Raw genomic sequence first — 24,397 nt, 5'->3', positions numbered from 1 at the left:
TGTCGGTACTTGTAAACCTATGGCGATCCGCTATACTGACTCTGCGTCCGAGACAACGGGCGCCGGGCGTGGAAACCCGTGGACCATAGGCGGACGAGCCGCCGCACACGCGGCTATTTTTTCGTCTGCACGCTTCTGCACGCCAGTTTTCTATGGCGGGCCGGGCGAGGGCCAGCTTCGGCTGGGCCGGTTTCCTATGGGCCGGTTTTCCACCCCTTGCCGTCGGGCCCGCCACCCCTCACGTGGAAATGAGCGGCGGGCCTCCATTCAGACCATAGGAGGCCGCTTCATGCGCCAGCTTCGTCACGCCCATACCCCGGGCACTTTCGCCCACCGCAATCACTCTCCCGAAAGCACCCTCGTCCTCGCGATCGTGTCGACAGCGCTGCGCGCCGCCGCGCTCGCGCCGACGTATCAGGACGCGCTCGACGTAACCGGTGACGCGTTGCGCCGCCTCGCGGAGCTGGCACGTGCGGAGGTGCGCCATGCATAACCGAGACGCAGATGCCGCCGGTCTGCTGACGTTCTTGGCGGATCGATATGACCTGAAGTCCGCAACCCGCGAGGATCTCGAATTTCTGTCGAGGGCTGGCGAGAACGCCTTCAGCGAAGCGCTCAGTCTCAGCGAACAGGTGAGCGGTATAGCCAGTCTGATTGCTTCGGACGCCGACGGCCGACCGGTACCCCAGGCCGGTTCTTTCCGCGGAGATAGTCAATCCCACCTCCTCTGGAAAATCGCCCGTGAAATCGAGGTGATCGGCCAGATGGCACATATCGGCAGCGAGGCTGATTACGAGCTGCGCGCGCGTGTAGCGCAACTGACCGCTCGCCCCACCAAGGAATCTTCGCGCGCATCTTCCACTAAGCAGTCCTCATCGGAGGTGAGCCATGGCTAACGCTGGACAGATGCTCATCGACGCAGAGCTCGATGCGCATGTCGTCTGCAACCTGCTGCGTGTGTTGCACCAAGCGGTGCCTGAAGATACACCGCACGGGCTTCCTGTGCGCGGTGCGCTGAAGCACATCCTCAACCTTGCCGAAGCGCTCCCTGAGACCCTTGACGTGATTTTGAGGGAGGTGGGTGATGCCTAAGCGCCGCTGCCGCCCGGGCGATCTAGCCCGCGTCATTCATTCAGTCAATCTGGCACTCATGGGTCGAATCGTACTCGTCACTCACTCATATGACGCTGAGCGATGGGCTGTTACCGTTTTCGGTGATCCGGTATTCGGCGTGACGGCCTGCGATGGGCGCCCCATCATAACGAATGACTGGGCCTTCCTCGATTCGTCGCTGCTGCCGCTCCGCGGCGTTACCGGTGAACATTCGGCTGCAACCGGGGAGGAACACTATGCGTGAGCTCTACCCCTACCTCATCTGGACTGAGTCGCACTGGCCGTATCGCTTCGTGTTCGCCGTGGCGCCAGATCGACTGTCCGACAAAAAGATCGACGCCGACGCTGGCGAGCTGCTCGAAATCATGGCGCGCGGCTGCGAAGTGCAAGCGCGCCGCCTGGCAGGGACGACTTGGAGCGTGCCAGAGGAAAGCATGACTGTCCTCGATGCCTTCCGGCCGCTGCACCCTATCGCGCTGCAGTTCGACCCGCGCGGATTCAACGGGGAGCGGGTGCGCGACGACGCTCCCAACATCATTCACACGTTGAAGCGCGAGGTTCGCCGCGCACTGGAGGCCGCGCGATGAGCGCAATTCCCGAGTTTGACGAGCGCCAGCGCATCGAAAATGCGCTGGCGTGCATCCCGCCTGACGTTGAGCGTGAACACTGGTGGCGCATCGCGGCCGCGCTCAAGCACGAACTCGGCGACGCCGGATTCGTTCTGTTCGACGGCTGGAGCCGCGGCGCTGCCAATTACTCCAAGGCCGACGCGCGCGACACGTGGCGCTCACTGCGCGCCGATGGCGGGGTTACGGTCGGCACGCTGTTCGCGATCGCGAAGGACCACGGGTTCACTATTGCCGATCGCACCGCGCCGGTCATCGACGCAGCAGAGATCGCACGACGACGTGCCGAGCGCCAAGCGAAGGCGGATCAGGCAGAGGCCGACCGCGTGCTCGAGCAGCGAAAGGCCGCCACGCTCGCTGTCGCAGTGTGGGCCAAGGCATCCCCGGTCCGCGATGATCATCCGTATCTCGCGCGCAAGGGGCTGCCGGCAACACCGATGCTTCGCGAGATCGATGCCGGAACGTTACGCGGCCTGATTGGCTATACGCCGCGGGCACGCGGCGAGCTGCTCGTCGGACGCATCCTTGTCGCGCCCATCCAGCGAGCTGGCAACGTCTCCAGTCTCGAGTTCATCGACGCGGACGGGCGCAAGTCGGCCCTCGCTGGCGGCGCGAAAGCAGGGGGATACTGGCTCGCCGCCGAGCCAGCCGGCGGCGAGCAGCGTGTCGCGATCGCCGAAGGCGTCGCCTCTGCCCTGACCCATCAGATTGTCTGCCCTGCCGACGTCGCCGTCGCGGCGCTGACGGCCGGCAATCTGCACCAGGTCGCGCGCGCCATGCGCGACGCGCACCCGGAAGCAGTCATCCTGATTCACGGCGAGGTCGGTAACGGCGCCGACAAAGCACTCGACGCCGCGCGCGCCGCCGCTGGGGTACTGGCGGTGCCGATGTTCGAGCCGGACGAACTGATCGGCGATGCCGCGCCGAGCGACATCAACGACCTTTTCGTACTGCGCAGCGCGGATGCCGTGCGCGCGTGCATCGACGCGGCCGCGGCCCCCGCGACGGCCGATACAGGCGCCACGGCGGGCGCCCGGCCCGACGACAGCACCTCGTTCCCGTTGCTCGATGAGCGCCCTTGCTGGCGCGTCTACGACTCCTGGACGCTGGTGAGCGGAAACAGGATGAAGCCCGGCGTCTACTGGCACGGCGTGAAGCTTCCGAAGGGCGACGCACCACCCGAACTGATCGACAAGTGGGTGTGCTCGCCACTATGGGTCATCGCGACGACGCGCAACCGCGAAGATGCCGAGTACGGACGCCTGCTCGAGGTGCTGTCGCCCGCCGGTAAGCGCAAGAAATGGGCAATGCCGATGGCGATGCTCGCCGGCGACGGTAACGAGGTCCGCTCGGTCCTGCTTTCCGAAGGGCTGGTGTTCGACATGAACGACCGACAGGCCGTGCCGCGCTATATCGCCGGCCAGCACCCGAAGCGCACGATGCGTGCGGCGAGCGTGACCGGCTGGCACGACGACGCGTTCGTGCTGCCCGAGGTCGTCATCGGCGCGGACGACATCTGGTTTCAGGCGTCCGGCCGCGTCGCACCCTACGCGTCGGCGGGCACATTCGACGGCTGGTGCGAGCTGGCCGCTCTCGCATCTGGCAATCCCCTCCTGATGCTCGCCATGTCGGCGGCGCTCGCCGGCCCGCTGCTCGGCCCGCTGAACGTCGACGGCGGCGGCGCGCACCTGTACGGCGATTCGTCGTGCGGTAAGACAACGGCTCTGATCGCTGCCGTGAGCGTATGGGGAGGAGCCGCGTTCAAACGCACCTGGCGCGCTACGGCGAACGGGCTGGAGGGTGCGGGCTCGCTGCACTCCGATACGCTGCTGGCACTCGACGAGCTCGGTGAGATCGAGCCGCGCGCGCTCTACGAATCCGCCTATGCGCTCATCAACGGTACGGGCAAGACGCGAGCGAACCGGCACGGAGAGGCGCGGCAGGCGGCGCGCTGGCGCGTCTTCCTGTTGTCGACTGGCGAGCTCACGATCGCTGCGCGGATGGGTGCCGGCGGCATCGAGGCAAAGGCCGGCCAGGAGCTGCGTATCCTCGACGTCCCCGTGACTGGCGCTTTCGGGCTGTTCGACGATCTGCACGGGCGCACCTCAGGCGGCCTGCTGTCGGACGACGTGCGCAATCTCGCATCGAAGCACTACGGCCACGCCGGCCCGCGCTTCTTGGAAGCGCTGGTGCGCGAGCTGCGCGCTGGGTTCCGCCCGGCCGACGCCCTGCAACCGCTGATCGAGCGATTCGACGCCGCGGAGGGCCAGGAACGGCGGGCGGCGCGCACGTTCGCCCTATGCGCGCTTGCCGGAGAAATGGCGGTCGTATGGGACATCGTGCCGTGGGAGTCGGATGAGCCGACACGCGCCGCCGTCCACGCCTTCAACCTCTGGCGGGGCCGCCGCCAGGGAAGCGGGCACGGCGCCGAGCACGCCGCCATCCTCCGCGCGGTGTCCGACTTCATCGACCGACACGCGGACAGCCGGTTCTCCAACATCGAGGGCAGCGCCGACCTGATCCGTGATCGCGCAGGCTACTGGAAGAACGACGGCGAGCGGCGCCTCTACCTTTTCACGTCCGGCGGGTTGCGCGAGGCGACGAAGGGCTACGACCTGCCGCGCGTCACTGCGGCGCTCGACAAGGCGGGAGCCCTGGCAGACGTCGACGGCGGCGGAAAGAGATCGAAGACCACACGAACATCCGACGGCCGGACGCCGCGCCTCTACCACGTCGATCCCGAACGGCTGACGGAGGGTGAGTGATGCGACTCGCGACCCATTCAGACGGTCCGGCGGGCCGCCGCCCTGCCCGCTGCGTTGCACCTGTTGCACGTCGAAATCAACGCGTGCAACGGCGCAAAGCGCCGCCGCACAAGGACGTTGCACACGTTGCACCTGTTGCACCTCACGACCAAGGAGGCATCCATGCTTTCTGAGAACGACCACGATCGCTCGACCGGACCGCGCCGCGCCATTGGCTGCGAATACGGCGCCGAGCTGCCACTCGCATGGGGTCCGCGACTGTCGGCCGCCGAAGTCCGCGACATGCGAGGCGAGCTACTCGACGTGATTGGCGAGCTCGCCCAACTGGAGGGGTGGACCGACGATCAGCGCGATCACGTGCTCTACCCGGCGTTGTGCGGCTCGCTCGGCGACCTGTTGCCGGATCTGCACCACTTCCGCCAGCGTGTCGCCGAGGCTCGCGCCGCGACGGCAGCGCGCGGCGTCGTAGAAATTGTTGAATCGGGGCTGCTGCTCACGAAAGCACCTCGGCGTACCTGAAGGCAGGAGGACATGTGACGATAGAGAAAGACGATGACTTGGCTTGCGAAATGGCGGCGAACGGAAAGAACTCGTTCTGGCGCGTCGACGACAGCCTTGGACGCAATCACGGTACCTACTATCGCGCGCAAGCCGCCGAAGTGCAGGACCGCGTCTGGAAGGAAAACCCTGAACTCGAATGGGTGTGTATGACTCTCGTATACCCGGCCGGCATTGTGCATTGAGGACGAAGACATGACACAGCAATGGTTACGGAAAGCGACGCTACTGGCGGGCGATCTCGGCGACAACGGCCTCGACTTGTCAGCGCTTCGTTTCACGTTCGATGTCCGACGCGGCGATCGCGAGACGCCAAACTCGGCACATATTCGCGTCTACAACTTGAGCCCCAATACAGCAAACAAGGTGAGTTTCGAGTTTTCCCGCGTCATGCTTCAAGCCGGATATGGCGACGATTGCGGCGTCATATTTGATGGTACGTTGGTGCAGGCGCGACAGGGGCGCGAGAGCCCTACCGACACGTTCCTTGACCTGACGTGTGCCGACGGTGATCGCGCATACAACTTTGCGACGATCAACACAACGTTGGCAGCTGGCGCAACTCACGGAGACGTTGTCGATGCGGTGATGAAGGCGTTCGCCGAGAAGGGAGTGACTCGAGGTTATATCCCGGACCTGACTGGCAATGCGTATCCGCGGGGCCGCGTGTTATTCGGTATGGCCCGCGACTTCATGCGTGACGCCGCGCAGGACCTCGACATGGATTGGAGCATCCAAAACGGTCAGCTCACGATGATTCCGAGGACTGCGTTTATTCCGAGCGATATATACAAGGTGACGCAGGAAACAGGAATGGTCGGTATGCCGACGCAGCTTCGGAACTATATCTTCGTCCGGATGCTGCTGAACCCGAATATCAAAATCGGCAACGTGATTCAGCTCGAGAACGCGAGCATCCAGCGATACGAATACAGCTTAGCCGTGCGCGATGACCCCCAAAACAGATTCGACGCACAACTCAACAAGCTCAATAATCCGAACGGTAAGTACGGCTATTACCGAGTCATGGTTGCCGAGCACATGGGCGACACGCGAGGGAACGACTGGTACACCGAAGCAACTTGCATAGCTGTCGATGCATCCGCCTCGGTCGAGTTGTCGAACAAAGCGGCACGCGACGCTATCGCGCCCGCCCCACCGAAGATCGATCCCAATAACCCATTCGGTTCGAGCACAAATGATCCCGTCAACCCGTATGGCTAACGCTGGCTGTAGCTCGGATACTGAATGGTCGCGGTCCCGTCACCGTTCGCGCTCGCGCGCCCGAAGATAACAAGCGAGTCTACTGTCGTCTTGCCATCGGGCGCGATCATTACCACCGAATTGTCGAGCGTCATCCCCCAGCAACCAACGTAGCTGGTAGCGCCCGAATGAACATCTAGCCGTCGGAAATGCTTCGCGTTGGCAAGAGGCAGTGTGCATTTTTCGCCGACGTGAAGCGTATAGACCATCGTGGACAGATCCACCGTATCGCCGCTTTTGGCCTGTCTCGTCGGCCATATCAGCACATCGTCACCGCTATGTTTCGGTGGCGCGGCCAGTGCCGATGAGGCCGCCAAGAAAGCAAGCAATCCAATAATTTTTTTCATTGAGGCCCCCGTGAACAGAGACGAAATCACCGCAGATAACTTAGAAGTGGTACGGACAATCGTGAGCGCCGCGAAGCGAGAAGTCCATGTAGCACTTCCCGGAATCATCGATTCCTACGATGCGAACGCGCAGACCGTCGCAGTCCAGCCCGGCATCAAAACGAGGATTCGCGCCGAGGATGGTTCGACAAAGACCGTCGCCCTTCCGCTCCTCGTCGACTGCCCGGTGCAGTTCCCGTCCGGCGGAAATTGTACGCTGACCTTCCCGGTGACTCCCGGCGACGAATGTCTCGTCGTATTCGCCGACAGCGCAATCGATGCGTGGTGGCAATCGGGCGGTGTCGGCGAGAAGGTTTCTGTCCGCAATCATGACCTGTCCGACGGGTTCGCGCTGCTCGGTTTCCGATCACAGCCGCGTGTTCTGTCGAACGTCAGCACGTCGTCGACGCAGCTGCGCAGCGACGATGGCTCGACCTTCGTCGACCTGAACCCTACGGCCGGCACGCTGAAGCTCGTCGCGCCAACGCTCATTGACTTGACGGCGCCGAACGTAGTCGTGAATGCATCGACGTCGCTGACCGTGAACTCGCCGCAGTCCGGATTCAGCGGCGCGGTGATCGTACAGGGCCTGTTCTCGTTCCTCGGCGGGATGATCGGCAGCGCTGTGAGCGGCGCCGCCGCGACGATCACAGGCACGATCAACTTCATCGGCACGCTGACCGCCAACGGCAAGCGCATCGACGACACGCACACCCACAATGGCGTTCAGCCGGGTCCGGGCAACAGCGGCAACGTGAACTGATGGAGGCGTGATGATCGACGGATTGATTAGCGGAAAGCTCTACGGCGTGGCGACCGAACGCACTGGCCAGAGTGGCAAAACGTTCGTGACGGCGAAAGTGCGCGCCGCCACCGGTGAGGGCGAATCGCTGTTCGTGAACGTCATCACGTTCAGCACGACTGCGGCCGATGCCCTGCTCGCGCTTGACGACGGCGACTCGGTGTCGCTGGCTGGCACGCTGACGCCGAAGGTTTGGACCGACAAGCACGGCGACACGCGGCCGGCGCTCGACATGGTCGCGCACGCGGTGTTGACGGCATACCACGTGAAGCGCAAGCGCGCCGCCATGCAGGGCCACCAATCCATGCCCAAGACTACGGACGGTGCCGACCAGGTCGGCCGAACACACGGCGGCGCGGACGACGGCTTGGACGACGACCTGTGATTGGTGGTCCGCACGGTTCGAGTTGATCCTCCTGTCCGACGAGGAACTGGATGCGATCGAGCACGAGCTCGAGCTGCGGTACTGATGTACCCCTTACGCGTCGCCGTGGATGCTACAGTACCCGCCGGCATCATTCGCTGCCTTCCATGCGAGCGCGTCGCGGTAGTGTGTGCCGGGCACGAAGCATCGGCAGCGCTTCCCGGCGCGCGTTTTCGCGATGCATTGGATGGAGCCGTTGTTTTCGACCCATTCGGCATATTCTGCATCGGTCACACCAACCGCGGCAGCCGGCGCCGAATGGCCGGTCGCAATGCATCTGGCGAGCGTTTCAGGTGTGATGGGGCGCTCCATCCACCCGTCCGGTGCTCGAAATTGGACCACAAGTTTCACGCCTGCCCCTTCTGCCAGGCGAAGCACCTCAATCATGTCATTCTGCGTCGGCATTGCGATCTCCAGTGATGCTTGAGGATAGCTTGAGGGGCACCGACGACGCCAGCCAGTCGCGGCATCGAGGAATCTGGGTCCGCCCAGTGAAGCGGCGCGCAGGCCTAGCGCGAGGCGATCGAGAGGCCCGAAACCACCGCTCTGCCTTGTGGATAACTGCCGCAGCCGACGTTGCACAAAATTTAGGCACACCCCTCGCGACGCGCATCTCGTTTACCGGCGCGCCTCTCCCGAGAAGCGGACAAAAACTATCCACACGTCGACAAACTGATAAGCAGCGTTATGTTAAATTGAGTACGTTTTCCGCTGTTCTATACGCATACCGGGAGACGGGTTATCATCGGCCATCCACCCTCACACACGCGCGAGACGCACACATGACCCCTGACGAATTTACCGCCTCGCTCGGCCGGCTCGGCTGGAAGCAAGCCGATTTCGCCCGCATGGCCGACGTGGACAAGAACACGCCGAGCCGATGGGTGACCGGGCAATCGCCGATTCCAGGATGGGCGGTACGTTTCCTCGAGATGGCCGAACGCATCAAGCAGCTTGCCACGCTCATCGAGCCACCGAAGGCGTAGCGCTCACACTTCACCGCGGCGGCCATGCTCACGGCGTTACTGCCCGGCGGCGCTGAAACGAGACATGCGTGACAAGCGATTGGGGGCGAGGTGCACATCCTTACGAACGACGAGCTGGTTCAACTGACTGGCGGCCTCCGGCAAGGCGCCGCGCAGATTCGATGGATTGAGCGCCAATTAGGGTTCAAACCACCCCGGAAGGTCGACGGCCACCCCATGATCACGTGGGAGCAGATCAACGGTTCCGTTCAACCTATCCAGCGGCGCACAGAGCCGAAATGGAAGGTCGCGTTGTGATCTCGGCCATTCTGACCGGCAATTGCCGTTACGTTGGTGGGACGTTGAAGAATCGGGGGACCGTCGCGCCGCGGTCCGCGCCGCAGTCCTCTGCCGCATAAGGCAAAGCGCCATTCCGCAGGGGGATGCAGTCAACGTAGCGCCGCGAACCGCGCCAGCGAATTTTCTTACGCCTACGCGCGTGTGCGCGAGGCAATGAAGGCCGCCGACGCGCCTGCCGGCCGGCGGCCGCGCGGCGCACGCATGGCCAGATGGCAGCGCGTGGAACACCAGCCGCACGAGCCCGTCGATCTGCGTACGCTCCTCGCGAGCCTTCATGCGCTCACCGAGCGAGGCTGATACTGAAGTTTTCTGAAGTAGTTCGGCGCCGATCCGGTACGCCGTCTTGGCGCTGTATTCCGCGCGGATCACCGCCTGCGTCGCGTTCAGGTCGTGCAACGCCTGCGAATACCGCGCAGCGTCGAAGATCCAGCCGCCGCGCGCGAACGCTTCCGGCACGACTGCATCGGCTGGAGCCACTGTTCGAGCATCGACGCCGTCCCCGCAACCGCGCGCAGCATCGCGCGTGCGGCGCGCTGCATGTCGCAGGCCGGATTCAGGCGGTGCACGACGATCTGCCGTTCGCCGTCGCCGGCCCGCCGCGCGGCCGATTCGGGCGGCCGACGACGAGCGTCATGTCGGCGCGGCGAATCGCCGGCTCGATCTGAGGCGACGAATTGCGCGCGGTTTCGACCAGCTCGACGCCGTCGGCCGACAGCGCGATCTCGTCGAGCGCGCGACAGCCATGCCGGATCGGCCGCGAGCCGCGCATCGCAGGCGGCGGCCGCCGCGTCGACCTGTCCGTACGGCACGAACAGCACGCCGTCGTCGTTGCGCCAGGTATGCGCGCGCGACGGCGCGGCGACGCCGAGCTCGCCGACTTTGGCTGGCGCCGCACCTGGCGTCATGGCGCCGGCATGAGCAGCGCGCTGCGCGTCGGCCACCTGTAGCGCGTGTACTGCGCGAGCACGGAAGCCTCGAACAGCGCGCACCGGCACGTCGCGACGCGCACGGGCGCCGGCAGCCGCGTGCGGTCGACCTTGCTATTCGCGGTGCGCGGCAGTGCGTCGTGCAGCGCGAACGCCTGCTGAACCATGTACGCGGGCAGCTGGCGGACGAGCGCGTCGCGCAGCGGCGCGTCGTCGAACGGCCGCGCCGGGTCGCGCAGCACCAGATGCGCCTCGAGCCTCCGGGAGCGGCCGTCGAGCCCGCGCCGCACCGTTGCGGCCGCGTCGGCGACGTTGTCGAGCGCGCACAGACGGGCTTCGACGTCGCCGAGCTCGATCCGGTAGCCGTTGATCTTCACATGGTCGTCCGCGCGGCCGAGCAGCAGCGTGCCGTCCTCGCCGCGCACCGCGAGGTCACCCGTTGCATACAGGCGCGCGCGTATAGCCCTGCGCGAGACCCGCGCCCGCGAGCGTCCGCTCGACCGGCGTTGAGGGCGCGCGCAGCGGCGCGACGCGGCCAACGGGATCGCCCGCCGGATCGACAGACGGAAAACCGTTGCGGTCGGTCTTGCCGCTCGGCAGCAGCGGCCAGTCGGCAGTTTCGACGAACGCGCCCGGCACGAATGATGCGGGCCGCCAGTCGTCGAGGAAGCGCCGGTAGTCGGCCGGCGCGGTATCGCCGGCGGTAACAGCGGCACCGGCGTGCCGCTCAATCCACGCGACGAGCTGCGCGGCGGGGTGCGTCTCAACCGTGGTGGTCGAGGGGTAGCATCGCCAGTCCGGGGGTATTTCTGGGGGTACATTTCAAATCCGAAATACCATCTTCCTTTACAGACGTGGCTTGCACGCCACAATTCGAGTGACGCCGCCCCACCAAATTTCGCGCTTGACGCACGAACCCCGCACGACGCGAGTCTGCGGGGTTTTTTGTTGCCGGGGAAGCCGAACGTCCCGTGCCTTCCGAAAAAGCGCCCAGCCCCGGACGGGCCGGGCGGAATGCCGCCAGCATTCCGACGGCAGGAGGTGACGGATATTCGGCGTCGCCCGCACGGTGATCGACCGCGGCGGACGGCACCCTGCCCGGCACGCGACGCGTCATCGCACGCGCAGCACTGCCTCACCGGGCGATGAGCAGCTTAACTGCCGCGATACAGCGACTTCATTTCTTCCGCACTGGCCGGACGCACGCCGATCGCACGCGAACCCGCTGCCGATGCGCCTTGCACCTGCGCGCCATAACCGCTGGCGTCGGCGCCTTGCGCCTGGGCGAGCGCGCTGCGCTGTTGCTCTGCGACACGCGCCGTGGCGGCCTGGATCGCTTCCGGATAATGCGGATCTTCGCCGCGGGCGGTGTTGTAACCGGCCTGCTGGAGCTGAACCAGTTCGGCACGAACCTGTGCGCGGGTGAGTGCCGAGCCGGACTGCGCGAACGACACGACCGGGGCAACGAGAGCAGCAGCAACGACAACGGCTTGAACGAGCGACTTCATGATGACCTACCTCCAGATTTGTCTGATTTCGCGGTGAACACCCGTTCATCGCTGACAAACCGAAGTTTATGTAGGCGCGTGCTTAAGAATAAGGCAGGTTTCAGGAAGACATCCTTCCCGAAACGAGGGTTAACCCTAGGATGGTACGAATCTGGTCCAGCTCCGCACGATCACACTACGCGAGGGCGAACCACAAAGCATGAGCCCCGCCGGGCAGCACACCCTGCGGGGCTCCAAAGGAACCGCGCGGCAACGGCGCGGTTCGGACAAACGATCGCGGCGTCGACAACCCGGCGCGTCAGCGCCTGCTCATTGTGTGTCCATCGGACACTTCAGGTTGCAGCCGTTCGGGTCCCCCAAATCGCCCTTGCGGCGCAATGCTGACTTCTTGCCGTTCTGGTATTTCTGCGACGGCGCCGACGCCGCGAACGGCATCTGCGGATGCTCGTTCAGGCGGAACTGGTCGCTCAGGATCCCGCCGGGCAGGCCAGGTGAATTCTGCGCGAGCGCCAATGGCGAAACGGCAACAAGAAGCCCTGCGGTCAACGCTGCCGCGGAGAAAGGAACGGATAGTTTCATGGCGGGATGACGCCTGAACGGCGTGCTTGTTGGAACGTTGATCAAGCGGCAAGCGTAGCGCAAATCCCTCGCTGCTGCAGCGCGGTTCGCGCGCGTCCCCGTTACCGTACATTGCCGTCCGGCATACCGCCCCCGACGATACCGGCGAATCCGTCCGCGATGCCGGTCAGCGTCCCGCACGCGGCCGGATCGTAGCCGTCGAGATGCGCGACGCGGTCGACGAAGCGCGCATCGCGCAGCAAGGCGAGCACGCCGGCGAGCGGTCGCGAGTCGAGCTGCGCGCGTTCGCACGCAAAGTAATAGTCCTCGTCGACGACCGGGATGAAATCGAGCCCGAAGTGATGGGCGGCCGGCTCGACGCCGAAGCCGAGATCGGCCATCCCGCTCGCGACGAACGCGGCGATCGCCGAGTGCGTGAGTTCGGCCGACGCATAGCCGTCGATACGCTCGGGATCGATGCCGATCGCGCGCAATGCAAGATCGAGCAGCATGCGCGTGCCCGACCCCGGCTGCCGGTTGACGAAGCGGATGTCGTTGCGGGCGAGATCGGCGAGCCCGCTGACCTGCTTCGGGTTGCCGCGCGGCACGAACAGCCCCTGCTGGCGACGCGTCAGATGAATCAGCACGTGACGGGTGTCGTCGAGCCACGGCCGGTAGATCTGCGCGCACTGTTCGCGGAACGCGCCGCGTGGCAGATGAAAACCGGCCAGCTCGCATTCACCGCGCGCGAGCGCCTGCACGGCTTCGACGCTCTCGCGATACTTGATGTCGACGGCTGCCTGCGAATCGACAAGCGCGGAGACGAGCGTCGCAACCGCGTAGCCGTGCGATGCATGGATGCGCACGGCGCCGTCGCGCTGCGCGAGCCGCCTGTTCAGGTCGCTCGCCACCTCGGCTGCCAGCGCGCGCAGGTTCCCGTCGAGACGGTTGCGCGCGAGCCGCTGCGCGTCGACGACCGCCTGCCCCAGCTCCGACAGCGTCGATCCCTTGCCGCGTGCCGTCTCGATCAACTCGCCGCCGACGCATGCCTCAAGCGCCCGCAGCATGCCCCACGCGTGCCGATACGACAGACCTTTCGCCTGCGCGGCCTGCGCGATGCTGCCCGTATCGGCCACGAGCTCCAGCAACGGGGCGACGTCCGACAGGCTCGCCGTCCGGCCCTCCGTGTCGCGTACGGTCAGATACGCGTCGCATTCGATTCGAATCAATTATGTACTCCGATTTCCTATTGCGACTGCGAAATCTTCCGCTTATCGTTGCTTAAAATCAATCAGGACGAAGTCCCGATGTGCACTATATGAATTGACGGCACATATGAGACTTTGGAGGAGCATAACCGATGTCCCCGAATTCCCCTGCGCCCGACGCGCTCGTCGAGCGCCACGCGCGTGCCGGCCGCTCGCTCGTCGCGATCCTGCATGCGATCCAGGACGATGCAGGCTACGTGCCGGCAGGCTGCGTCGCGCCGCTCGCGAAGGCGCTGAATCTGTCGCGCGCCGAAGTGCACGGCGTGCTCACCTACTATCACCACTTCCGCACCGCGCCGCCCGCGCGCGTGACGATCCAGATGTGCCGCGCCGAGGCGTGCCGCAGCATGGGCTGCGAAGCGCTGGCCGCGCACGCGGAAGCGCGCACGGGTTGTCGATTCGACGCGGCGCACGGCGATGGCGCCGACGCGCACGCGCCGGACGACATCGCGCTCGAATCGGTCTACTGCCTCGGGCTGTGCGCGCAATCGCCGTCGATGACGGTCAACGGCGTGTTGCACGCAAAGGTCACGCCGGAAAAGTTCGACGCCCTGCTCGCCGACGCGACCGCGCACACTTCGGAGGCAGCATGACGACCCGCATCTACGTTCCGCGCGACTCGTCAGCGCTGGCGCTCGGCGCCGACGCGCTCGCCGCCGCGATCGTTGCGGAAGCCGAGCGGCGCGGCGTCGCGATCGAATTGATCCGCAACGGCTCGCGTGGGCTGCTGTGGCTCGAGCCGCTCGTCGAGGTCGGCACGGCCGCCGGTCGCGTCGGCTACGCGAACCTGTCAGCCGCAGACGTGCCCGCCCTGTTCGACGCGAACTGGCTCGACGGCGGCGCGCATCCGAGCGGCGTCGGCGTAGTCGACGCCCTGCCCTATCTCGCGCGCCAGCAGCGCCTCACGTTCGCGCGCATCGGCCTGACCGATCCACTGTCGATCGACGATTACTTGAAGCACGACGGCCTCGCCGGCCTGAAGAACGCGCTCGCGCTCGACGGCGGCGCCGCGTGCGAGTTGCTGATCGAATCGGGGCTGCGCGGCCGCGGCGGCGCAGCCTTCCCGGCCGGCATCAAGTGGCGCACCGTCCGGCAGGCCAGCGCGACGCAAAAATACATCGTCTGCAACGCGGACGAAGGCGATTCGGGCACGTTCTCCGATCGCCTGATCATGGAAAGCGATCCGTACTGCCTGATCGAAGGGATGATCATCGCGGGCATCGCGACGGGCGCGACGCTCGGCTACATCTACGTGCGCAGTGAATACCCGCACGCGATCGCGGCACTGGAAACCGCGATCGAGCGCGCCCGTGAAGCCGGCTGGCTCGGCGAACGCGTGCTCGGCTCCGCGCATGCGTTCGACCTGCACGTCGCGAAGGGTGCGGGCTCCTACGTGTGCGGCGAGGAAACGGCGCTGCTCGAATCGCTCGAAGGCAAGCGCGGCGTCGTACGTGCGAAGCCGCCGCTGCCCGCGCTCGCCGGCCTGTTCGGCCAGCCGACCGTGATCAACAACGTGATCACGCTCGCGACCGCGCCGGTGATCTTCGCGCGCGGCGCCGCGTTCTATCGCGACTACGGGATGGGTCGCTCGCGCGGCACGCTGCCGTTCCAGCTCGCGGGCAACATCCGCTACGGCGGGCTCGTGGAGCTCGCGTTCGGCGTCACGCTGCGCGAGCTGCTGTTCGACTACGGCGGCGGCACGGCAAGCGGCCGGCCCGCGCGCGCCGCCCAGGTCGGCGGCCCGCTCGGCACCTATCTGCCCGATCACCAGTGGGACGTGCCACTCGACTACGAGGCGTACACGGCAATCGGCGCGGTCGTTGGCCACGGCGGCATCGTGCTGCACGACGACACGTCGAATCTCGCGGAGCTCGCCGAATACGCGATGAAGTTCTGCGCGATCGAATCGTGCGGCAAGTGCACGCCGTGCCGGATCGGATCGACGCGCGGCGTCGAGACGATCGCACGCATTCGCCAGGGCGATAAGTCGGAGCGACAGGTCACGCTGCTGCGCGACCTGTGCGACACGATGCTCGCCGGCTCGCTGTGCGCGATGGGCGGGATGACGCCTTACCCGGTGCTGTCCGCGCTCGACCATTTCCCCGAAGATTTCGGGCTCGCCGCCGGCAAGCAAGCCGCGTCGGGTCCGGTCAAGGCTGCGGCCTGACCCAGAAGGAGCCCTGAATGTCCCTCGACACGAACAACGTCCGCCAAGGCGGCTGCGGCTCGGGCCAATGCGCGTGCAAGAGCGCCGCCCAGGCGCGCGTGCGCGATCCGTTCGACGAAACCGACTACGGCACGCCGCAACGGCATGCCGATACCGACGTCACGCTCGAAATCGACGGCCAGCCGGTGACGGTGCCGGCCGGCACGTCGGTGATGCGCGCCGCGATCGAAGCCGGCGTCAACGTGCCCAAGCTTTGCGCGACCGATTCGCTCGAACCGTTCGGATCGTGCCGCCTGTGCCTGGTCGAAATCGAGGGCCGGCGCGGCTATCCGGCATCGTGCACGACGCCCGCCGAAGCCGGGATGAAGGTGCGCACGCAGTCGGACCGGCTGCAGTCGCTGCGCCGCAACGTGATGGAGCTGTACATCTCCGACCACCCGCTCGACTGCCTCACCTGCCCCGCCAACGGCAACTGCGAGCTGCAGGACATGGCCGGCGTGGTCGGGCTGCGCGAAGTGCGCTACGGTTTCGACGGCGCGAATCACCTGCGCGAGCAGAAGGACGAATCGAATCCGTATTTCACGTACGATCCGTCGAAGTGCATCGTCTGCAACCGCTGCGTGCGCGCATGCGAGGAAACGCAAGGCACGTTCGCGCTGACGATCGCCGCGCGCGGTTTCGAATCGCGCGTCGCCGCCGGCGAAAGCGAATCGTTCATGGAATCGGAATGCGTATCGTGCGGCGCCTGCGTCGCCGCGTGCCCGACCGCCACGCTGCAGGAGAAGTCCGTCATCCAGTTCGGCCAGGCCGAGCACTCGGTCGTCACGACCTGCGCGTACTGCGGCGTCGGCTGCTCGCTCAAGGCCGAGATGAAGGGCACGCAGGTCGTGCGCATGACGCCGCACAAGAACGGCCTCGCGAACGAAGGGCATGCGTGCGTGAAGGGCCGCTTCGCGTGGGGCTACGCAACGCACAAGGACCGCATCACGAAACCGATGATCCGCGAGAAGATCACGGACCCGTGGCGCGAAGTCAGCTGGGAAGAAGCGCTCACGTACGCGGCGACGCAATTCCGCAAGCTGCAGCAGAAATACGGCCGCGATTCGATCGGCGGCATCACGTCGTCGCGCTGCACGAACGAGGAAACCTACCTCGTGCAGAAGCTCGTACGCGCCGCGTTCGGCAACAACAACGTCGATACCTGCGCACGCGTGTGCCACTCGCCGACCGGCTATGGCCTGAAGGCGACGCTCGGCGAATCGGCCGGTACGCAGACCTTCGCGTCGATCGGCCAGGCTGACGTGATCGTCGTGATGGGCGCGAACCCGACTGACGGCCACCCTGTGTTCGGCTCGCGCATGAAGCGACGCATCCGCGAAGGCGCGAAGCTGATCGTGATCGACCCGCGCCGCATCGACGTGGTCGACGGCCCGCACGTGAAGGCCACGCACCACCTGCAGCTGCGCCCCGGCACCAACGTCGCGATGGTCAACGCGCTCGCGCACGTGATCGTCACCGAAGGGCTCGTCGCCGAGGCATTCGTCGCCGAACGCTGCGACACGCGCGCGTTCGAGCAATGGCGCGACTTCGTGTCGCGCGCCGACAACTCGCCCGAGGCCACCGCGGACGTGACGGGCGTACCGGCCGAACTGGTGCGCGAGGCCGCACGCCTCTATGCAACCGGCGGCAACGCCGCGATCTACTACGGCCTCGGCGTGACCGAACACGCGCAAGGCTCGACGACGGTGATGGGCATCGCGAACCTCGCGATGGCGACTGGCAACATCGGTCGCGAAGGCGTCGGCGTCAATCCGCTGCGCGGCCAGAACAACGTGCAAGGCTCGTGCGACATGGGTTCGTTCCCGCACGAGCTGCCCGGCTACCGGCACATCAGCGACGCAATCGTGCGCAGCCAGTTCGAGGAAGCATGGTCGGCCACGCTGCAACCGGAACCGGGGCTGCGCATCCCGAACATGTTCGACGCGGCGCTCGACGGCAGCTTCAAGGGGCTTTACTGCCAGGGCGAGGACATCGTCCAGTCGGACCCGAACACGCAGCACGTCGCGGCCGCGCTGTCGTCGATGGAATGCATCGTCGTGCAGGACATCTTCCTGAACGAAACCGCGAAATACGCGCACGTGCTGCTGCCGGGTTCGACGTTCCTCGAGAAGGACGGCACGTTTACGAACGCGGAGCGCCGCATCTCTCGCGTACGCAAGGTGATGCCGCCGCTCGCGGGTTACGCCGACTGGGAAGTGACGCTGCTGCTGTCGCAGGCGCTCGGCTACGACATGCACTACACGCATCCGTCGGAAATCATGGACGAGATCGCGCGGCTCACGCCGACCTTCTCGGGCGTGTCGTACAAGAAGCTCGACGCGCTCGGCAGCATCCAGTGGCCGTGCAACGAAGATGCACCGGACGGCACGCCGACGATGCATATCGACGCGTTTGTGCGCGGCAAGGGCCGGTTCGTGATTACGCAGTTCATTCCGACGCCGGAAAAGGTCACGCAGCGCTATCCGCTGATCCTGACCACGGGCCGCATCCTGTCGCAATACAACGTCGGCGCGCAGACGCGCCGGACCGAGAACGTCCGGTGGCACGAAGAGGATCGCCTCGAGATTCATCCGCACGATGCGGAGGATCGCGGGATTCGGACCGGCGACTGGGTCGGCATCGAATCGCGGGCCGGCCAGACGGTACTGCGCGCGCTCGTATCCGACCGCATGCAGCCGGGTGTCGTGTACACGACGTTCCACTTCCCCGAGTCGGGCGCGAACGTGATCACGACGGACAGCTCCGACTGGGCCACGAACTGCCCGGAATACAAGGTCACGGCCGTGCAGGTCATGCCGGTTGCGCAGCCGTCGGACTGGCAGCGCGCGTATGCACGTTTCAACTCGGAGCAGCTCGACCTGCTCGAGCGCCGCGCCGCCACGCCGGCTGCCGCGACGACGGGCAAGTGAGGACGCGATGGACAACGGACACCTGATCGACATGGCCAACCAGATCGGCGCGTTCTTCGAATCGATGCCCGATCGCGAAGAAGCGCTGGCCGGAATCGCAGATCACATCCGGCGCTTCTGGGAACCGCGGATGCGGCGCGCGCTACTCGCCGCGCTCGACGATCCGTCGAGCGAAGCCGCGCAACGCGCCGCACCGATCGTGCGCGACGCGATCGCCGCGCACCGCGCATCGCTCGTGCCGGCCGCGGCCTGCGCCTGAGCGCCGCGCTACGCGGGCACCGGCATGCCCGCGAACCAGCCTTCGCAATGGCGCAGCAGCGCGTTCGCGTCGGTGGCGGTACGGCCGCGCACCGCGATGTAGCCATCGGGACGCAGCAGGTAGAACGACGGCCTCGAACGGCCGTATACCTGCGCGAGCCCATCGTCGCCGTCGCTTTCGGCATCGGCGACGCGCCACGTTCGCACGGCACCTGGCATGATCCGCTCCAGCCCCTGCGCAAGCGCCTGCGCGTCCGCGGGCATCGGCGGCACGTCGCCCGTGTCGCCCGTATCGGCACTTGCCGGCTCCTCGAGCAGCAGCAGCGTAAAGCTCGCCGGGTCATGCAGGTCATATAGTCTCGCGGTCCCGGGCGCCCGGCCGAGCGGCCCGTCGACGACGTGCACGAGCGCGTCGGGCGCACGCTCGCCCGCGCGCGGCCCGCCATCGAGCACGCGTTCGAGCGTGAGCGGGCTTTTCCGGTATTGCACGCCGAGCTCGCTGACAGTGCGACGCACCGCGTCGCGCACCGGCCCGAACGACGCCAGCAGCGGCACGACATGATCGCGCAGCAGCTTCATCGCGCCGTGGTCGGCTTCGACGATCTGCGTGATGAAGCCGGTCTGCCGCAATACGTCACGCTCGATCGGATGGCGCTCCGCGTGATACGTGTCGAGCAGCCGCTCCGGCGTGCCTGCGCCGAGCACGCGCGCGAGCTTCCAGCCGAGATTGAACGCTTCCTGGATACCCGTGTTCATCCCCTGCGCGCCCGCCGGGCTGTGAACGTGCGCGGCGTCGCCCGCGAAGAACACGCGCCCGTGACGCAGCCGGTCGACCATCCGGCTATGCAGGCGGAAATACGCCGACCACGCGAGATCGCTCGGCGCGATCGACGCGCCGACGCGAGCGCGCACGATCGCCTCGCATTCGTCGAGCGTCGGGGTGGCCGGCGCATCGGGCGATGCGTCGCCGCCGGGCGGCCGGTCGGCGACGAGCCGGTAGCGGCCGCCGCCCATCGGAAACAGCCCCGCGATGCCGTCCGGCGTCGTGAACAGGTGGATCTCCTCGTCCGGCCAATCGGGTATCGCCGAGAAATCGGCGAGCAGGAAGGTCTGCTCGAACGCATGCCCGGCGAAGCCCAGGCCGAGCAGATGGCGCACCGTGCTGTGCGCGCCGTCGGCGGCAATCAGGTACGACGGTGCGAATGCCTGTTCACGACCGTCGGCGCCGCGAATCGTCACGTCGAGCGACATACCGCCCGCGTCGCACGCGGTTAACGTGACGCCGCGTTCGACCATCACACCGAACCCGGCCAGGTGCTCGGCGAGCAGCCGCTCGGTGATGCTCTGGTCGAGAAACAGCAAATACGGATAGCGCGTTTGCAGTGGATCGAAATCGAGCCGCGCGATCACGCGGCCGTCCGCGTGCAGTACGGCCGCATGCGCACGATGGCCCAACGCGAGAAATGGTTCGACCGCGCGATGCTGCTCCAGCAGTTCGAGCGTGCGCGCCTGGATGCCGATCGCGCGCGAATACGGTGCGGGCGCGGCGAGCCGGTCGATGATGCGCACCGGCACGCGGGCACGCGCGAGCGCCATCGCGGCGGCAAGGCCAGTCGGGCCCGCGCCGACGATCAGCACGGGCGGGATATCGAGCGGTGTGTCAGCCATGAGAACCTCGATGACACGCGATTGTGCAAGTCTACGCCGCTCCGCGTGACGGGGCCATATGCCAATCGGCCGATCTGGGGTGCCACCGCGCAGTGTGGGAAAATACGCGCTTTCCGTCAGTTTTCGCGTCATGGATTCCGCATTCGACCGAGCGTATGCCGCGCACCGCGCGGGCCACCTCGCCGAGGCCGAGCACGGCTATCGCACCGCACTCGCCACCAATCCCGCCGACGCCGACGCACTGCATCTGTTCGGCGTGCTGCGGCATCAGCAGGGCCAGCATGCCGAGGCAGCCGATCTCGTCGGGCGTGCGGTCGAGCTGCGCCCGAACGATGCCGCGCTGCAGCTCAATCTCGGCAACGCGCTGAAGGCGCTCGGCCGACTCGACGAAGCGATCGACCGCTTTCGCAACGCGCTGACGCTCGCGCCCGAATTTCCGCTCGCGCACTACAACCTCGGCAACGCGTATGCGGCGCTGCAGCGCCACGAGGATGCCGTCGATGCGTTCGGCCGCGCACTTCGGCTCACGCCCGACGACGCATCGATCCACAACAACCTCGGCAACGCGCTGAATGCCCTCGGCCGTCACGACGACGCGCTCGCCGCATTCCATCGCGCCCTCGAGCTGCGGCCCGGGCATGCCGGTGCGCACAACAATCTCGCGATGGCCCTGAACGCGATGGGCCGGGCCGACGACGCGATCGCGCACTTCCAGGCGGCGATCGCCGCGCAGCCGCGCTTCGTCGCCGCGCATTTCAATCTCGGCAACACGCTCGAGGCGGTCGGCCGTCACGGCGAAGCCGCCGCCGCATTCGAAGCCGCGCTCGCGCTGCACCCGCCGTTCCCACTCGCCCTTTTCGGGCTCGCGAACGCGCTGTGCGCGCAGGCACGCCAGCGCGAAGCGCTGCCCTACTACGAACGGGCGGTCGGCCTCGATCCGTCGTTCAGTCTCGCGTGGCTGAACCTCGGCAACGCACATCACGCACTCGGCGCGCACGAGATGGCGCTGCGCGCGTTCGACCAGGCGCTGCGCGTCGCTCCCGACCTCAAACTCGCGCACCTGCATCGCGCCGTCACGCTGCTTACGCTGGGCGACTTCACCCGCGGCCTGCCCGCATACGAAGCGCGTCACGACACGCCGGGCGCAACGCCGCTCGGCACGCTGCCGCGCTGGCAAGGCGAGCCGATTGCGTCGCGCACGCTGCTGATCCGCGCGGAACAGGGCTTCGGCGACACGCTGCAGTTCGTCCGCTTCGTGCCGCTCGCGCGCGCCCGCTGCGCGCGCGTCGTGCTCGAAGTGCAGCCGGAACTCGTCGCGCTGCTCGCGCCGGCCGCGGCACGCTGGCGCGTGACGCTCGTCGCACAGGGCGCCGCGAAGCCGCCGGCGGCGGACGTCGCGTGCACGCTGATGAGCCTGCCGTTCCTGCTCGGCCTGCAGCCAGCCGACATCGTCGCGGGCAAGCGTTACCTCGACGCGCCGGACAGCGCGCGCCGGCGCTTTCGCGGCTCGCTCGGCGGCCAGTCGAAGCGCAAGTTCGGTCTCGCGTGGTCAGGGCGCCGGCAAGCGCAGGAAAATCGCTCGATGTCGTTCGACGCGCTCGCACCGCTGCTCGCACTGCCGGACATCGACTGGGTCGTGCTGCAGCCGGCGCTCGACGAAGACGAACGGGCGCGCGTCGACGCGCATCCGCGCGTGCATCGCCTCGATGGGCGGCTGAACGACTTCGCCGATACGGCCGCGCTGATCGAACGACTCGACGGCGTCGTCACGATCGACACGGCGGTCGCGCACCTCGCGGGCGCACTCGGCAAGCCGCTGTGGATCATGCTGCCGTTCGCACCCGACTGGCGCTGGTTCACCGGCGACGACTGCCCCTGGTATCCGCACGCGAAGCTCGCCCGCCAGTCCGCACCGGGGCAATGGCTCGACGTGGCGGCGGCAGTCGCCGACGCGTTGCGCGACGCCTGAGTGGCCGAACGCAGAAAAAAAGGAGCGCGGCGCGCTCCTTTTTTCGTTCGACGTGATGCGACGCAGGTGGTGTCAAGCCGCCTTGTACTGGTTGCGCGCCTCGGGCGTGCGATACAGCACGAGCGTCGCGATCAGCCCGCAAATCGCGGCGACGCTCAGCCACAGCCCCGGCGCCGCCTTGTTGCCGGTCTGGTGGATCAGCAACGTCGAGATCGCCGGCGTAAAACCGCCGATCGTCGTCGCGAGGCTGTACGCGAGCGAAAAGCCAGCCGTGCGCACGTCGGCCGGCATCACTTCGGTCAGCGCGACGACCATCGCACCGTTGTACGAGCCGTACAGGAACGACAGCCACAGCTCGACCGCCAGCAGCCGCAGGAACGACGGATCGGCCACGAGCCACAGCACGGCCGGGTAGGCCGACAGCAGCGTAAGCACCGTGAACGCGATCAGCACCGGGCGGCGGCCGATGCGATCCGACAGCGCGCCGGACAGCGGCAGCCAGACGAGATTGGACAGGCCGACGCAGACGGTTACGACGAGTGCGTCGAGCGACGACAGGTGCAGCCGACGATGCGTGTGGCACCGGACTGGCACGCACGAACATCGCTGCCAGCCGGAGGCACGCAGCACAATGATGCACACGCCGGCATGGACGGCAAATGATGCCACGCGAAGCCGACAATTGCCTTGGGCCGGGCCCGCGATCACCGTCGCCGCGTTCGTCTGGTACGAATCGCCTCGAAAAGCGTACAAAAAATCAGATTGATCTGATCGACCGGTCGCCGTCGACTGACCACAATTTCACAACTTGCCACGCTATTCGCGCCGCGGCCGGCATCGTTGCCTGTGTCGCATCGCGTACCGCCCTCATGATCCCAATGCTCCTCGTTTCCGTCGAAGGTCCGCTTGCCCGCCCTCGTGTCGCACCGCTCGACGGCGTGCCGCCGTTCGGCCGCGAATGGACGTTCAGCGGCGCGCCCGGCACCCGACTCGGCACGCTCTGCGCAGCCATCCTGAAGACCTCATGCATCGACGTCGGAGCACCGCATCGCGCGTGCCGCTGGCAATCGCCGCCCGCCACGCGCCCGGTGTCTGCCGGTGTACCGGACGTTGCGGCGTGCGCCGCCGGCCAGCACATCGAGCATGCCGCCGGTCGCGCGCATGACCGACGTGCGCGGCACGCCGCCTGCTGGAGCATCGGCGCACTCGGCATCATCGGCTGGCTGATCGCCGCGCACGAGCCGTTACCGGGTTTCGCGCCTGCACCCGCGACGCAGATCGTTGGCGTCGTGCCGGAGCATGCCGTGCAGTCCATGGGTGCCGTGCAAACGGCCGCGGTGGCGCCCGCCATGCCGACCGTCGCACCGGCGCAGCCCGTCGCAGCGCGGCCGTTTGCGACGCCTTCCAGAGGCGCGCCCGTCACACGCGGCGCGACGACCCATCCAGCGCCGCGACGCTCCGAGATGACACCGAACGTTCAGCGCGTCGCCATCGCAGCGCCGCCGACGCCGCATCGGCCGGACCACAGGCGCAAGACAACGGCACGCGTGCACGCACCTTCCGCGCCGCGACTCGCCGCGCGCCCATCGGCCACGCGCCACGCGTCGCGCACACCGACGCCCGATCGCGTCGGTTCGCCTGCGCATCCCGGAGCCCCGCTCGACCCGCTCGACGACCCGCTCACGCTTATCGCGATGGTGAACGCGCTGCACCCCGATCGCGCGGCACCGGCGGCCGACGCGCCCGGCGCCGGTTTCGACTGGACAGCACAACTGTCCCACCGCCGCCTGACCGACGGACCGGATACGCTCATCCGCTGACACGCGCCCAACAAAAAACCCGGC

26 protein-coding genes and 2 pseudogenes are annotated in these 24,397 nt (G+C 66.6%); 18 read left to right on the top strand and 10 right to left on the bottom strand.

The window, feature by feature from the left end; translation table 11 throughout:
- Positions 1–289 precede the first annotated feature (289 nt).
- The 8 genes from ACT2FV_RS21865 (at position 290) to ACT2FV_RS21830 (ending at position 6,286) form a co-directional block, all read left to right on the top strand.
- Positions 290–493 carry a hypothetical protein gene (locus ACT2FV_RS21865; RefSeq protein WP_444504784.1) on the top strand — a complete coding sequence of 68 codons (204 nt, stop codon included), beginning with the start codon at positions 290–292 and terminating at the stop codon, positions 491–493.
- A complete protein-coding gene (locus ACT2FV_RS21860) occupies positions 486–896 on the top strand; it encodes a hypothetical protein (RefSeq protein ID WP_444504783.1) in 411 nt (136 codons plus the stop codon). Before ACT2FV_RS21865 ends, ACT2FV_RS21860 begins: the two co-directional genes overlap by 8 nt.
- Positions 889–1,092: a hypothetical protein gene (locus ACT2FV_RS21855; protein ID WP_155631029.1), complete on the top strand. Its 204-nt coding sequence runs from the start codon at positions 889–891 to the stop codon at positions 1,090–1,092. The genes ACT2FV_RS21860 and ACT2FV_RS21855 overlap by 8 nt, the downstream gene beginning before the upstream one ends.
- 257 nt (positions 1,093–1,349) lie before the next feature.
- Complete coding sequence (locus ACT2FV_RS21850; protein WP_444504782.1) at positions 1,350–1,700, top strand: hypothetical protein; 351 nt, start codon at positions 1,350–1,352, stop codon at positions 1,698–1,700.
- Positions 1,697–4,504, top strand: coding sequence for a DUF927 domain-containing protein (locus tag ACT2FV_RS21845; protein ID WP_444504781.1), 2,808 nt, complete (start codon positions 1,697–1,699; stop codon positions 4,502–4,504). The genes ACT2FV_RS21850 and ACT2FV_RS21845 overlap by 4 nt, the downstream gene beginning before the upstream one ends.
- Before the next feature lie 162 nt (positions 4,505–4,666).
- The gene (locus tag ACT2FV_RS21840; RefSeq protein WP_124749955.1) at positions 4,667–5,023 is read left to right on the top strand and encodes a hypothetical protein; all 357 of its coding nucleotides are present in this window, start codon (positions 4,667–4,669) and stop codon (positions 5,021–5,023) included.
- Positions 5,024–5,037: 14 nt separating this feature from the next.
- Positions 5,038–5,247, top strand: a complete 210-nt coding sequence (locus ACT2FV_RS21835; protein ID WP_444504780.1) for a hypothetical protein — start codon at positions 5,038–5,040, stop codon at positions 5,245–5,247.
- Positions 5,248–5,257: 10 nt separating this feature from the next.
- A complete protein-coding gene (locus tag ACT2FV_RS21830; protein ID WP_124749956.1) occupies positions 5,258–6,286 on the top strand; it encodes a phage protein in 1,029 nt (342 codons plus the stop codon).
- Here ACT2FV_RS21830 and ACT2FV_RS21825 read toward each other — a convergent pair.
- Positions 6,283–6,672, bottom strand: a complete 390-nt coding sequence (locus ACT2FV_RS21825) for a hypothetical protein (RefSeq protein WP_444504779.1) — start codon at positions 6,670–6,672, stop codon at positions 6,283–6,285. The genes ACT2FV_RS21830 and ACT2FV_RS21825 overlap by 4 nt on opposite strands.
- Positions 6,673–6,682: 10 nt before the next feature.
- Between ACT2FV_RS21825 and ACT2FV_RS21820 the strand changes: the two genes are divergently transcribed.
- Together ACT2FV_RS21820 and ACT2FV_RS21815 are read left to right on the top strand one after the other, a co-directional pair.
- Positions 6,683–7,474, top strand: coding sequence for a Gp138 family membrane-puncturing spike protein (locus tag ACT2FV_RS21820; RefSeq protein ID WP_444504778.1), 792 nt, complete (start codon positions 6,683–6,685; stop codon positions 7,472–7,474).
- Between the two features lie 10 nt (positions 7,475–7,484).
- Entirely contained in the window at positions 7,485–7,898 is a 414-nt protein-coding gene (locus tag ACT2FV_RS21815) for a single-stranded DNA-binding protein (RefSeq protein WP_444504777.1), read from the top strand.
- Between the two features lie 93 nt (positions 7,899–7,991).
- On the opposite strand, the gene ACT2FV_RS21810 is transcribed toward ACT2FV_RS21815, so the two are convergent.
- Positions 7,992–8,342, bottom strand: a complete 351-nt coding sequence (locus tag ACT2FV_RS21810) for a hypothetical protein (RefSeq protein WP_444504776.1) — start codon at positions 8,340–8,342, stop codon at positions 7,992–7,994.
- A gap of 377 nt (positions 8,343–8,719) precedes the next feature.
- Here ACT2FV_RS21810 and ACT2FV_RS21805 point away from each other — a divergent pair, with 377 nt between their 5' ends.
- Both ACT2FV_RS21805 and ACT2FV_RS21800 read left to right on the top strand, forming a co-directional pair.
- Positions 8,720–8,923: a helix-turn-helix domain-containing protein gene (locus ACT2FV_RS21805; RefSeq protein WP_444504775.1), complete on the top strand. Its 204-nt coding sequence runs from the start codon at positions 8,720–8,722 to the stop codon at positions 8,921–8,923.
- A 90-nt stretch (positions 8,924–9,013) separates the two neighbouring features.
- Entirely contained in the window at positions 9,014–9,220 is a 207-nt protein-coding gene (locus tag ACT2FV_RS21800; protein WP_444504774.1) for a DUF4224 domain-containing protein, read from the top strand.
- A 345-nt stretch (positions 9,221–9,565) separates the two neighbouring features.
- Here ACT2FV_RS21800 and ACT2FV_RS21795 read toward each other — a convergent pair.
- From ACT2FV_RS21795 to ACT2FV_RS21770, 6 genes and pseudogenes are all read right to left on the bottom strand, one after another.
- Positions 9,566–10,257, bottom strand: a pseudogene (locus ACT2FV_RS21795) (terminase small subunit); the annotation flags it as partial.
- Positions 10,164–10,613, bottom strand: coding sequence for an AMP-binding enzyme (locus ACT2FV_RS21790; RefSeq protein ID WP_444504773.1), 450 nt, complete (start codon positions 10,611–10,613; stop codon positions 10,164–10,166). The gene ACT2FV_RS21790 and the pseudogene ACT2FV_RS21795, both read right to left, overlap by 94 nt.
- Before the next feature lie 7 nt (positions 10,614–10,620).
- A complete protein-coding gene (locus ACT2FV_RS21785) occupies positions 10,621–10,827 on the bottom strand; it encodes a hypothetical protein (protein WP_444504772.1) in 207 nt (68 codons plus the stop codon).
- Between the two features lie 515 nt (positions 10,828–11,342).
- Positions 11,343–11,696: a DUF4148 domain-containing protein gene (locus ACT2FV_RS21780; protein ID WP_059599002.1), complete on the bottom strand. Its 354-nt coding sequence runs from the start codon at positions 11,694–11,696 to the stop codon at positions 11,343–11,345.
- A 309-nt stretch (positions 11,697–12,005) separates the two neighbouring features.
- Positions 12,006–12,275, bottom strand: a complete 270-nt coding sequence (locus ACT2FV_RS21775; RefSeq protein WP_124623574.1) for a hypothetical protein — start codon at positions 12,273–12,275, stop codon at positions 12,006–12,008.
- A 101-nt stretch (positions 12,276–12,376) separates the two neighbouring features.
- On the bottom strand, positions 12,377–13,483 hold the full coding sequence (locus tag ACT2FV_RS21770; RefSeq protein ID WP_151047059.1) for a substrate-binding domain-containing protein: 1,107 nt from the start codon (positions 13,481–13,483) through the stop codon (positions 12,377–12,379).
- A gap of 131 nt (positions 13,484–13,614) precedes the next feature.
- Here ACT2FV_RS21770 and ACT2FV_RS21765 point away from each other — a divergent pair, with 131 nt between their 5' ends.
- From ACT2FV_RS21765 to ACT2FV_RS21750, 4 genes are read left to right on the top strand one after another with little or no spacing between them, the layout of a single operon-like run.
- Positions 13,615–14,115 (top strand): NAD(P)H-dependent oxidoreductase subunit E, encoded by a 501-nt coding sequence (locus ACT2FV_RS21765; RefSeq protein ID WP_124623570.1) that lies wholly within the window; start codon positions 13,615–13,617, stop codon positions 14,113–14,115.
- The gene (locus ACT2FV_RS21760) at positions 14,112–15,689 is read left to right on the top strand and encodes a formate dehydrogenase beta subunit (RefSeq protein ID WP_059598998.1); all 1,578 of its coding nucleotides are present in this window, start codon (positions 14,112–14,114) and stop codon (positions 15,687–15,689) included. The genes ACT2FV_RS21765 and ACT2FV_RS21760 overlap by 4 nt, the downstream gene beginning before the upstream one ends.
- A 17-nt stretch (positions 15,690–15,706) precedes the next feature.
- Positions 15,707–18,658: a formate dehydrogenase subunit alpha gene (gene fdhF / locus ACT2FV_RS21755; protein ID WP_444504771.1), complete on the top strand. Its 2,952-nt coding sequence runs from the start codon at positions 15,707–15,709 to the stop codon at positions 18,656–18,658.
- Positions 18,659–18,665: 7 nt separating this feature from the next.
- Positions 18,666–18,917 (top strand): formate dehydrogenase subunit delta, encoded by a 252-nt coding sequence (locus tag ACT2FV_RS21750; RefSeq protein WP_174907126.1) that lies wholly within the window; start codon positions 18,666–18,668, stop codon positions 18,915–18,917.
- A gap of 8 nt (positions 18,918–18,925) precedes the next feature.
- Here the strand turns inward: ACT2FV_RS21750 and ACT2FV_RS21745 are convergent, their stop codons facing one another.
- Positions 18,926–20,584, bottom strand: a complete 1,659-nt coding sequence (locus tag ACT2FV_RS21745; RefSeq protein ID WP_444504770.1) for an FAD-dependent monooxygenase — start codon at positions 20,582–20,584, stop codon at positions 18,926–18,928.
- A gap of 130 nt (positions 20,585–20,714) precedes the next feature.
- Between ACT2FV_RS21745 and ACT2FV_RS21740 the strand changes: the two genes are divergently transcribed.
- On the top strand, positions 20,715–22,553 hold the full coding sequence (locus ACT2FV_RS21740; RefSeq protein WP_444504769.1) for a tetratricopeptide repeat protein: 1,839 nt from the start codon (positions 20,715–20,717) through the stop codon (positions 22,551–22,553).
- Between the two features lie 72 nt (positions 22,554–22,625).
- Here ACT2FV_RS21740 and ACT2FV_RS21735 read toward each other — a convergent pair.
- Positions 22,626–23,117 (bottom strand): annotated as a pseudogene (locus ACT2FV_RS21735) (MFS transporter); the annotation flags it as partial.
- A 95-nt stretch (positions 23,118–23,212) separates the two neighbouring features.
- Here ACT2FV_RS21735 and ACT2FV_RS21730 point away from each other — a divergent pair.
- The gene (locus tag ACT2FV_RS21730; RefSeq protein ID WP_444504768.1) at positions 23,213–24,373 is read left to right on the top strand and encodes a hypothetical protein; all 1,161 of its coding nucleotides are present in this window, start codon (positions 23,213–23,215) and stop codon (positions 24,371–24,373) included.
- Positions 24,374–24,397 lie beyond the last annotated feature (24 nt).

Source organism: Burkholderia sp. PR2 (assembly GCF_052372875.1).
GTDB lineage: Bacteria > Pseudomonadota > Gammaproteobacteria > Burkholderiales > Burkholderiaceae > Burkholderia > Burkholderia diffusa.
This window is presented reverse-complemented; position numbering and strand designations above follow the sequence as displayed.

Bases quoted from the DNA above. Each gene is read 5' to 3' on its own strand.
- ACT2FV_RS21840 (WP_124749955.1), top strand. From the start codon at position 4,667: ATGCTTTCTGAGAACGACCACGATCGCTCGACCGGACCGCGCCGCGCC.
- ACT2FV_RS21865 (WP_444504784.1), top strand. From the start codon at position 290: ATGCGCCAGCTTCGTCACGCCCATACCCCGGGCACTTTCGCCCACCGC.
- fdhF (WP_444504771.1), top strand. From the start codon at position 15,707: ATGTCCCTCGACACGAACAACGTCCGCCAAGGCGGCTGCGGCTCGGGC.
- ACT2FV_RS21780 (WP_059599002.1), bottom strand. From the start codon at position 11,696: ATGAAGTCGCTCGTTCAAGCCGTTGTCGTTGCTGCTGCTCTCGTTGCC.
- ACT2FV_RS21745 (WP_444504770.1), bottom strand. From the start codon at position 20,584: ATGGCTGACACACCGCTCGATATCCCGCCCGTGCTGATCGTCGGCGCG.
- ACT2FV_RS21845 (WP_444504781.1), top strand. From the start codon at position 1,697: ATGAGCGCAATTCCCGAGTTTGACGAGCGCCAGCGCATCGAAAATGCG.
- ACT2FV_RS21740 (WP_444504769.1), top strand. From the start codon at position 20,715: ATGGATTCCGCATTCGACCGAGCGTATGCCGCGCACCGCGCGGGCCAC.
- ACT2FV_RS21730 (WP_444504768.1), top strand. From the start codon at position 23,213: ATGATGCCACGCGAAGCCGACAATTGCCTTGGGCCGGGCCCGCGATCA.
- ACT2FV_RS21830 (WP_124749956.1), top strand. From the start codon at position 5,258: ATGACACAGCAATGGTTACGGAAAGCGACGCTACTGGCGGGCGATCTC.
- ACT2FV_RS21825 (WP_444504779.1), bottom strand. From the start codon at position 6,672: ATGAAAAAAATTATTGGATTGCTTGCTTTCTTGGCGGCCTCATCGGCA.
- ACT2FV_RS21765 (WP_124623570.1), top strand. From the start codon at position 13,615: ATGTCCCCGAATTCCCCTGCGCCCGACGCGCTCGTCGAGCGCCACGCG.
- ACT2FV_RS21805 (WP_444504775.1), top strand. From the start codon at position 8,720: ATGACCCCTGACGAATTTACCGCCTCGCTCGGCCGGCTCGGCTGGAAG.
- ACT2FV_RS21860 (WP_444504783.1), top strand. From the start codon at position 486: ATGCATAACCGAGACGCAGATGCCGCCGGTCTGCTGACGTTCTTGGCG.
- ACT2FV_RS21855 (WP_155631029.1), top strand. From the start codon at position 889: ATGGCTAACGCTGGACAGATGCTCATCGACGCAGAGCTCGATGCGCAT.
- ACT2FV_RS21810 (WP_444504776.1), bottom strand. From the start codon at position 8,342: ATGCCGACGCAGAATGACATGATTGAGGTGCTTCGCCTGGCAGAAGGG.
- ACT2FV_RS21750 (WP_174907126.1), top strand. From the start codon at position 18,666: ATGGACAACGGACACCTGATCGACATGGCCAACCAGATCGGCGCGTTC.
- ACT2FV_RS21760 (WP_059598998.1), top strand. From the start codon at position 14,112: ATGACGACCCGCATCTACGTTCCGCGCGACTCGTCAGCGCTGGCGCTC.
- ACT2FV_RS21775 (WP_124623574.1), bottom strand. From the start codon at position 12,275: ATGAAACTATCCGTTCCTTTCTCCGCGGCAGCGTTGACCGCAGGGCTT.
- ACT2FV_RS21850 (WP_444504782.1), top strand. From the start codon at position 1,350: ATGCGTGAGCTCTACCCCTACCTCATCTGGACTGAGTCGCACTGGCCG.
- ACT2FV_RS21815 (WP_444504777.1), top strand. From the start codon at position 7,485: ATGATCGACGGATTGATTAGCGGAAAGCTCTACGGCGTGGCGACCGAA.